This window comes from Aeromonas sp. QDB63, assembly GCF_027707425.1.
GTDB classification, from domain to species: Bacteria; Pseudomonadota; Gammaproteobacteria; order Enterobacterales; family Aeromonadaceae; genus Aeromonas; species Aeromonas caviae.
On record NZ_JAPCIS010000042.1, the window covers coordinates 22,494 to 29,477 of the forward strand.

The 6,984-nt window shown below is 63.3% G+C and carries 5 protein-coding genes; 1 reads left to right on the forward strand and 4 read right to left on the reverse strand.

Translation table 11 applies throughout. The features are described from left to right. Window positions 1-24: 24 nt before the first annotated feature. Window positions 25-2,466 carry an ABC transporter permease gene (locus PG879_RS18745; RefSeq protein WP_103858202.1) on the reverse strand — a complete coding sequence of 814 codons (2,442 nt, stop codon included), beginning with the start codon at window positions 2,464-2,466 and terminating at the stop codon, window positions 25-27. 64 nt (window positions 2,467-2,530) lie between these two features. After that, window positions 2,531-3,241, reverse strand: a complete 711-nt coding sequence (locus PG879_RS18750; protein WP_042016058.1) for an ABC transporter ATP-binding protein — start codon at window positions 3,239-3,241, stop codon at window positions 2,531-2,533. Between the two features lie 57 nt (window positions 3,242-3,298). Here PG879_RS18750 and PG879_RS18755 point away from each other — a divergent pair, with 57 nt between their 5' ends. Continuing rightward, window positions 3,299-3,907, forward strand: a complete 609-nt coding sequence (locus PG879_RS18755; protein WP_103858194.1) for an arylesterase — start codon at window positions 3,299-3,301, stop codon at window positions 3,905-3,907. 522 nt (window positions 3,908-4,429) lie between these two features. Here the strand turns inward: PG879_RS18755 and PG879_RS18760 are convergent. Continuing rightward, window positions 4,430-5,374 carry a chemotaxis protein CheV gene (locus tag PG879_RS18760; RefSeq protein WP_103858195.1) on the reverse strand — a complete coding sequence of 315 codons (945 nt, stop codon included), beginning with the start codon at window positions 5,372-5,374 and terminating at the stop codon, window positions 4,430-4,432. Window positions 5,375-5,709: 335 nt separating this feature from the next. Beyond that, window positions 5,710-6,810, reverse strand: a complete 1,101-nt coding sequence (locus PG879_RS18765) for a porin (RefSeq protein WP_039040188.1) — start codon at window positions 6,808-6,810, stop codon at window positions 5,710-5,712. Between the last annotated feature and the right edge of the window lie 174 nt (window positions 6,811-6,984).

The window sequence follows — 6,984 nt, forward strand, 5'->3', positions numbered from 1 at the left end:
CCGAGGTCGGGATGTGTCGAGCCATCAGAGCAGCCCCTGCCCCAGTCCCCTGAGCCGGTCGCTCAGGGTACCCGCCAGCAGTTGGCGGCGCATGCCCTGTCCAGCCAGGGTCACCAGCACGGCCCCAAGCAGGGGGAGTGCAGCCCAGATGGCCCAGTGGAACTGCCACTGCGCTCCCTCCCACCACCACTGCAGACCGAAGGAGCAGAGCTCCACCACCATGGCGGCGCAGAGCCCTGCCAGGGCACCGCTCGCCACCAGCTCCCAGCGCAGCATCTTCTCGAGCAGGGCGCTGCCCGCCCCCAAGGTGCGCATCAGCAGCAGCTCCCGGCGCCGATGGGCCATGCCGGCCTGGGTCTGGGTCAGCAGCACCAGCAGGGCGGCTACCGTCACCAGCCCGAGCATCAACCCCAGGGCGCGGCTCACCTGATCGGAGACCAGGGTGAGGCGGCCTATCAGATCCTCCACATCGATGAGGCTCACCGTGGGGTGGCGGCGGATGAGTTCCACCTCTGCCCCTCGCCCCTCAGGCGGCAGACGATAGCTGCCGAGCCAGGTCTGGGAGAAGGGGGCCAGCACGTCCGGCGAGAAGATCATGTAGAAGTTCGGCCTCATGTTGTCCCACTTGATGGACCTCAGGCTGGTCACCCTGGCCTCGAACGCCCGCCCCTCTATGGTGAAGCCGAGCACGTCTCCGAGCGCGATGCCGAGCCGTCCCGCCAGCGCCTCATCGACGGAGACCTCCCCCTTGCCGGCCAGCCATTGACCGGCAGTGACCTTGTTGTCGGCGGGCAGGGCCGATGTGGTGGTGAAGTTGAGCTCTCTGTCCACCCCCTCCCGCGCCGCATCCTCCCCCACCGCCTCACCAGCGATACGGGTCAGGCGCCCGCGCACCATGGGGTAGAAGTCCGAGGTGATGGCCCCGGCCCGGTGCAGATCGGCCAGGATCCCTTCCCGCTCGCTGTCCGCCACATTGACCAGGAAGCGGTTCGGGGCGTCGGCAGGCAACCGGGTGGAAAAATCCTCCAGCAGATCGACCCGCGCCGCCCACAGCAGCCCGAACAGCATCAGGGCCAGGGCGAAACCCGCCAGCTGGAACAGACCACTGCCCCGCTCACGGGAGAGGTGATTGATGGCCAGGCGCAGGGCATGGGGCCCCTTGAGCCGACTGCCAAGACGCAGCAGCACGGAGGCGAGCAGGGCCAGCAGCGCCATCAACACCCCCATGCCGCCGATGAGCCCGCAGGCCAGCCTGATGTCGGCGGTAAAGCCCCACACCAGGGCAAACAGCCCGATGAGCCCCACGGGCACCGTCAGCCAGGGAGGGATCCCCGCCTCCAGCTCCCGGCGCAGCACCCGCAGCGGCGGTACCTTGAGCAGCCTCAGGAAGGGGACGAACGCCAGCATCAGGGTGATGAAGAAGGCGACCGCAAGGCCCAGGGCGAAGGGTCGCCAGGAGGGGGGCGGCAGATCCGCAGGCAGCAGATCCCCCAGCAGGTTCAGGGTCAGCCACTGCATGGCGCTGCCCGCCACCAGCCCCATCAGGGCCCCCACCAGGGTCAGGGAGAACAGCAGGGTGCCCATCAGTTGCCACAGGGTGCGCCGCGAGGCCCCCAGGGTCTTGAGCAGGGCCACCATGTTGGTCTGGCGCTCGGCGAAATGGCGCACCGCTATCCCCATGGCCAGGGCGCCGAGCAGCACGCCGGCAAGGGATGCCAGACGGAAGAAGCGCTCGGCATTGCCCAGGGATTTCCCCACCTGGGTACCCTGATCGTCGGGTTTGACGAGCTTCTGCCCGGCGCTCAGCCTGGTGTTGAGCCAGGCCTCATAGCGGGCGATGGCGTCACGGGGCCCCTTGACGAGATAGCGCCACTGCTGGCGACTGCCCGGCAGCAGGGCCCCGGTCGCCTCGATATCGGCGCTGTGGATCAAGGCCCTTGGCGCCATCTGGAAGGGGCTGAACCCCTGATCCGGCTCCTGGCCCAGCTCCCCTGCCACCGTCAGCCGGGTGTTGCCGACCTCGAGTGCCTCCCCCACCTTGGCGCCGAGCAGTTGCATCACCCTGGCGGAGAGCCAGATCTCGCCGGGCGCCGGGGCGCGCTGGGGAGTGAGCTCCAGCTTGCCGTAGAAGGGAAAATCCCCGGGCACGGCGCGGATGGAGGCCAGTTGCAGGGTATCACCGTGAAACAGCATGCTGTTGAAGCTGACCGTGGTCTGCACGGCCAGCCCCTCCTGATGCGCCTGCGCCAGCCACTCTGCCGGTGCCGGCGTCGCGGAGCGCAGCACCCTGTCCCCTCCGATGAAATCCCGCCCGGAGGCCTTGAGCCCCACGTCCAGCCGATCCGCCACCAGAGCCACGCTGAGCACGCAGGCGACGCTCAGCGCCAGCGCCAGCACAAACCAGCGCAGCTCGCCGCTGAACCCTTCCCGGCGCAGCAGCTTCAATCCCAGTCGCCACTGACTCATGACGCCTCCCTCACCGTCCATGCTGCTGCCAACGATCCCCTGGTGCAGCTCTGTCTCCACTGACTCATGACAGCTCTCCCACCCTGGCCGCCATGACAGCCTGTGCCTCCAGCCGCCCGGCTGACATCACCAGCTGCCGCTGGCAGCGCTGGGCCAGCTCATGGTCATGGGTCACCACCACCAGGGTGGTGTTGTGCTCGCGGTTGAGACGAAACAGCAGTTCGATCACCGTCTCCCCTGTCTTGCTGTCGAGGTTGCCGGTGGGCTCGTCCGCCAGCAGCAGGCTGGGGCGGGTCATGAAGGCACGGGCAATGGCGACCCGCTGCTGCTCGCCGCCGGAGAGGCGCGGCGGTAGGTGGTGCAACCGCTCTCCCAGACCGACCTGGGCCAGCAGCTCCCGGGCACGGGGCTCGCTGTCGGTCTCCCCCCGCAGCTCGGCCGGCAACATGACGTTTTCCAGGGCGCTCAGGGTGGGCAGCAGCAGGAACGACTGGAACACGAACCCCACCTGCTCGGCCCGCAGCCTGGCGCGTCCCTCCTCGTCCAGCCGGGTGAGGGAGTGGCCGAGGATCTCTATCTCGCCGCTGCTCGGCAGATCGAGACCGGCCAGCAAACCGAGCAGGGTGGACTTGCCGGAACCGGACGCACCGACCAGCGCCAGCGTCTCGCCGGTATTGACTTGCAGATCGATCCCTTCAAGGATGGTGAGGCTTTCCTGACCGAGGCGAACGGTTTTACCGAGCCCCCTGACGGCGATAATGGGCGTTGAACTCATCTTGGGTATCCTGTTTGCCTGAACCTGTAATGACAATAGAACGTGGGAGTTGACTGCATGATGCGTCTCTTGTTTGCCGTGAGTTGCCTGTGCTGCTGGGCAGCGTCCGTCCAGGCCCAGACCCTGCTGGTACTGGGCGACAGCCTGAGTGCCGGCTACCAGATGCAGGCCGAACAGAGCTGGCCTGCCCTGCTCAATGAAAAGTGGCAGCAGCAGGGGGGAGAACACACCCTCATCAATGCCAGCATCAGCGGTGAAACGACCCAGGGCGGCCTGGCCCGCCTGCCCGCTCTGCTCGAAACCCACAAACCGGACTGGGTGTTGATCGAACTCGGCGCCAACGACGGGCTGCGGGGCTTTGCTCCCGCCATCACCCGGGCCAACCTGACCAAGATGATCGAGCTCGCCCGGGCGCACCAGGCGAAGACGGTGCTGACCCAGATCCTGCTGCCCCGCAACTATGGGGCGCGCTATCTGCAACAGTTCGAGCAGATCTTCCCGGATCTTGCGAAGGCCAACGACCTACCGCTGATGCCCTTCTTTCTGGATGATATTGTGCTGCGCCCTGAACTCATGATGAACGATGGACTGCACCCGACGGCCACCGCCCAGCCCCGGATCCGCGACAAGGTCGCCCGCTTTGTCGAGCCTCTGCTGACTCAGTAGCCCGGTGGCCGGGCCCCTGGCCCTTCCCCTTGCCCAGCAAAAAGCCCCCGCATGGCGCAATGCTGTTCAGATAAGCACTTTTTTGACTGATTATTCATAAATTGGATTTGAGTTGAGGGGGCAAGGCTGTGTCCAGTCGATCTTCCTCCAGCCTTTATCCAGCGGGGCTTGCAATAGAAAGAGGGAGGCATCATGCCTCCCTCGCTTTTTTGTCCTGATACTACGTGGACTGGAACTCAAATTCTCTTAAGTGAACAGCATTGCCCGCATGGCGGGCAATGCTGTTCAGATAAGCACATTTTTGACTAATTATTCATAAATGCGACTTGAGTTGGGGGAGCAAGGCTGTTTCCAGTCGATGTTCCTTCAGCCTTTATCCAGCGTGGCTTGCAATAGAAAGAGGGAGGCATCATGCCTCCCTCATTTTTTTAGCCCTGATACTACGTGGACTGGAACTCAAATTCTCTTAAGTGAACAGCATTGCGCATGGCGGGGGCTTTTTCATGGTTCGGCGTGCCGGGTTCAACGGCCCAGGATCTGCCGCATCCGCTGCTGTGCCACGTCCACCAGCAAGTCGGGCTGGAATTTGGAGATGAAGCGATCACACCCCACCTTCTTGACCATGGCCTCGTTGAAGTTGCCGCTCAGGGAGGTATTGAGGGTGATGAAGAGATCGGACATGCGCGGATCGCTGCGCACCTCGTGAGTCAGGCGATAACCATCCATCTCCGGCATCTCGGCGTCCGTGATCATCAGCATGATCTCGTCGGTCACCTTCTTGCCCGCATCGCACCACCCCTTGAGCAACTTGAGGGCCTGCAAGCCGTCCTGGCACTCGATGACCTCGAGCCCGAGCTGGGCGAGGGTCTCGCGCACCTGGTTGCGGGCCGTGCTGGAGTCATCGACGATGAGCACCCGGCGTCCCTGCATCTGGGGCAGGATCTCCTCGTCCAGCACCTCGGACGAGATGCGCACGTCATAGGTGATGATCTCCGCCAGCACCTTCTCCACGTCGATGATCTCGACAATCTGGTCGACCCCCCCTTCCGGGATGCGGGTAATGGCGGTGAGGTAGTTGGCACGACCCGCCGAACGGGGCGGCGGCAGTATGTCCTTCCAGGTCATGTTGACGATGTGGGCCACCTGCCCCACCAGGAATCCCTGAATGGTGCGGTTGTACTCGGTGATGATGAGGTTGGACTCCTGATCGATGACCATGGGACGCATCCCGATGGCACCGCGCAGGTTGATGACGGGGATGGAGACGCCGCGAATGTTGGCGACGCCGCTGATGTTGTGGTGGGACCCCGGCATCTTGTTCAGATGGGGCAGCTTGACCACTTCCCGCACCTTGAAGACGTTGATCGCAAACAGTTGCTGGGCACCCAAACGGAACATCAGCAGTTCCAGGCGATTCTCCCCTACAAGCTGGGTACGTTGATCCACTGAATCCAATATGCTCGCCATATAACGCCCTTACGTCCATTTCCCGAAATTGCCCCGCACCGGAGCTGCGACATGCCAACCAGCCCCGCTTTCCCTGTCGGGACACCGCAAGCCTATATAGAAATAATGAAAAGCGTCGAGGAAAGATAGGATCTTGACCACGGGGCGTGATCATCGCCCCATCACTGCCTCATGGCAAGCACAGCCACGCACCGGCCCCGACAACAAGGGTATCGACCACACGGGGCCATTGCTGAACCCCGGCGTGCCGCTCTTGTCATCCAGCGCGGTCCGCCAGCAACGAAAAGACCGGCCACATGGGCCGGTCCTGGGATGTGCAGTGCGTCTGGGACGACTTAGAAGTTGTACTGCAGGGCCACGGCGACGATGTCGTCGGTGGACTTGTTCAGGCTGTTCTTGCCGGTGGAACCCACTTCGTCCAGCAGGTTGATCTTGTAGTCCACGTAGGCATTGAAGTTGTCGGTGAAGTTGTACCAGGCACCCACGGAGACGTATTCGGTCGCGGTGTCATCGATGCCGTGAGCGCTGTCCTTCACGTCGGTACGCAGGTAGGCCAGAGAGGGCTTGAACTTCGGCGTGATGTTGTACTGCACGACCGCTTCGTAGCCATCCATCTTCTCGGCGTAACCGCGCATGGAGCCGGTGTCCACGAAGAGGTGATCTTCACCGTGGGAGTAGGTGGCGGCCATGTAGAGGTTGCCGACGGCATACTTGGCGCCCACCCCGAACAGCTTGGCGTCGTTGTCGCCGCCGAAGCTCACGTTCTCGGCCTGCTCGTCGGTCTTGCCAGCCTGGTTGTAGGCGGCACCCAGGCTCAGGCCCATGTTGAAGTCATAGTTGGCAGAGAGGGCATACCCCTCGGAAGAACCTTTCGGGCTCCAGGTGCTGTTCGGGCCGACGCGCTCGCTGCGGCTCGCGTTCTGCGGGTCGTTGTTGCCGGTGAACTGGGCACCCAGGGTCAGCCCCTGCCAGTTGTACATGTACTGGGCCAGGCCGTTGGTACGACCGGTGCCGAACACCTCGGTGTCCTTGCCCAGACCATCACCACCCCACTCCGGCAGCACGTCGGTGTAGTTGTTCACCGCCTTGGTGAACAGACCGTCCTGGCGGCCGTAGCTGAAGGCACCGAAGCGATCGTGCTTGATGCCCGCATAGGCGTAACGCAGCTCGTCGTTGTCAGAACCGGAGACCGGCAGGTTGTACTCGGCGAAGCCGAACGCGGTCAGATCCTCGTCAACCTTGGTTTCACCTGCGATGTGCAGACGCAGGTAGCTGGCATCGCCTTCGGTGGCGTTGTCATCGGTGCCGTAGTACATGCCGTTGACGCGGCCGCCGATGTCCAGTTTGGTACCATTCTGATCGTAAACGTTGGCGGCCTGTGCACCACCGGCCAGCAGCAGGCTGGAGATGGCCATCGTCAATGCTGTCTTTTTCATTGTTCTTTCCTCAGGTGTAAGCACTCTCTGTCAGACCAGAGTTCGGTCGTGATGATCGGTTGATGTGCCGATGGCCTAAGGTAGATCCGGAAACCTTGTTGACATCCTCCCCCACCTTAGCGCTTCGCGTCACAGGAGGGGGATTCCCATTACTGGGTGATAGCTGCTCGCGCA